This is a genomic window from Pseudomonas sp. K5002 (assembly GCF_013386655.1).
Classification (GTDB): domain Bacteria; phylum Pseudomonadota; class Gammaproteobacteria; order Pseudomonadales; family Pseudomonadaceae; genus Aquipseudomonas.
Genome location: NZ_JACARK010000938.1, coordinates 1 through 1,851 on the forward strand (window position 1 = coordinate 1; position 1,851 = coordinate 1,851).

Sequence of the window (1,851 nt, forward strand, 5' to 3'; positions counted from 1 at the left end):
GGCCTGGGGCCGAGGGTTGGTTGCGACCTGGCTGGCCCAGTAACGCTGCTCCGCGGCGACTTTGCCGGCATGCGCCTGCAGGTGCTCGGCCCATTGGCGATAGGACGTGGTTTTTGCCGGCAGGCTCGTCGGCGTGCCGTTTTCCAGCGCCGCATACAGCTGCTGGAAATCTTCCAGCAGTGGCGTCCAGGAGACGGCGTCGATCACTAGGTGATGCGCAACCAGATATAGGCGTTGCGGATTACCTTCGAGCAAGGCAGCGGCGAACAGCGGGCCATGTTGCAGGTTCAGGCTCTGCGCGACCTGTTGCAACTGGTCCACGTCCGTGACGAGCGTCAAGCGGGCAGACTCGACCGCTGCAATATGGGCTTGCCATTGACCGTCTACTTCGATGAAGCGCAGGCGCAAGGCATCGTGATGGGCGATCAATCGATCCAGGGTGGCCTGTACCACTACCGGCTGCAGCACGCGATCGCTGTCGGCCAGCACCGATTGGTTCCAGTAGGCGGGCTGCGGTTGCTGCTGATCGAAGAACCACTGGTGCAGCGGCATCAACGGCATCGCACCGCTGACTTCTCCTTGCTCGGCCACCGCCCGCAGCGGTGTGATCACCAGCGCCAGGCCCGCAGGTGTCTGGGCGCGGAACAGGTCTTTGGGCGTCAGGGCGTAACCCTGGTCGCGCAGGTGCGAAATCAGCTTCAAACCAAGGATCGAATCACCGCCCAAGGCGAAGAAACTGTCAGCCGTACCGACCACACGCCCAGCCGTGAGGCCGTCGCCGAGCACGTCGCTGAACAGCTGGCAGACCAGGCTTTCCAAGGCGTTACGCGGGGCGACGGATTCGTGTTGGGACTGCGGCAGTGGCAACGCGGCCAGGGCTTTGCGGTCGAGCTTGCCGTTGCTGGTCAGCGGCAGGTGGTCAAGTTGCACCAGCAGGCTCGGCAGCATGTACGTGGGCAAGTGCTTGCCGAGGTCGTCGCGCAGGCTCGCTTCATCGGCGTTGCCGCTCCAGAAGGTCACCAGACGCTGGTCCAGCAGCAGGGTGGCCGCGTCGCGCACGCCGGGCTGAGCCAGCAGGGCGGCGTCGATCTCGCCCAGTTCGATGCGCTGGCCACGCAGCTTGACCTGATGGTCGAGGCGGCCGAGGTAATCGATATTGCCGTCGGCAAGGAAGCGGCAACGGTCGCCTGTGCGGTACAGGCGCTCACCGTTAACCATCAGGAAGCGCTCGGCGGTCAGGTCTGCACGTTTGAGGTAACCGCGTGCCACGCCGACACCGCCAATGTACAGCTCGCCGATGCTGCCAATCGGCAACGGTTGTTGGGCTTCATCGAGGATATGCAGGCGCAGGTTGGCGATGGGTTTGCCGATCGGCACGAGCGTGTCGTTGGCCGAGCAACGCCACACCGACACGTCAATCGCCGCTTCGGTTGGGCCATACAGGTTGACCAGCGCGGCGGGGTGTTGGGACATGAACCGCTGCACCAGATCCACCGGCAAGGCTTCGCCGCTGGCAAACACTTGGCGCAGGCTGCGGCAGTGGGTCAGGCTTGGTTCTTCGACAAAGGCGCGCAGCATCGACGGTACGAAGTGCAGGGTGGTGACCTGCTCCTGCTGGATCAACTGGCTCAGGTACGCCGGGTCGCGATGGCCGTCCGGACGCGCAACCACGAGCGTCGCGCCGGTGATCAGCGGCCAGAAGAACTCCCACACCGACACGTCGAAGCTGTACGGGGTTTTTTGCAGCACACGGTCATTCGGGCCAATCGGGAACGCCTCCTGCATCCAGTGCAGACGGTTCATCAGCGCGCCGTGTTCGTTCATCACGCCTTTGGGCTGGCCGGTGGAGCC

1 protein-coding gene is annotated in these 1,851 nt (G+C 64.1%); it reads right to left on the bottom strand.

Features of this window, described 5'->3' with window-relative positions:
- The coding region (locus tag HX846_RS31305; protein WP_256740165.1) for an amino acid adenylation domain-containing protein at positions 1 to 1,851 on the bottom strand (1,851 nt) is incomplete at both ends.